Origin of the sequence: Haloferax sp. AB510 (assembly GCF_024136985.1) — an archaeon.
Lineage (GTDB): Archaea > Halobacteriota > Halobacteria > Halobacteriales > Haloferacaceae > Haloferax.
The window spans coordinates 1-274 of the sequence record NZ_JAMYJY010000261.1 but is presented as its reverse complement, the minus strand read 5'-3'; the positions used below and the strand labels follow the sequence as shown (position 1 = coordinate 274).

General features: G+C 59.5%; 1 pseudogene. It reads right to left on the bottom strand.

What is annotated here, in order from left to right:
* Positions 1 to 228: pseudogene (locus NKF06_RS20915) on the bottom strand (IS6 family transposase); the annotation flags it as partial.
* Between the last annotated feature and the right edge of the window lie 46 nt (positions 229 to 274).

Here is a 274-nt window from a genome sequence, read left to right as displayed (position 1 = left end):
CAACCAAGACCATTCGCCATTGATTTTGACAGCGGTCTCGTCGACCGCAACCCGCCTCGGCGTCGCCTTCGGCGGGTCTGAAACGCTGTCAGACAGTCGATGTACCCACTGAAAAGCTGCTTGAAACGAGCGTTCCAGGCCGAGTAGCTGAAGGATCGCCTCTGTCTCTCTGAGTGAAAGACCGGCAGCATGGAGCCGGACGGCGAACGCCCTGACGGGCGTCCCCAGAAACCTCTGGTTTCTGGTGTGCGAACGAGACGCAAAGCGTCTCGTC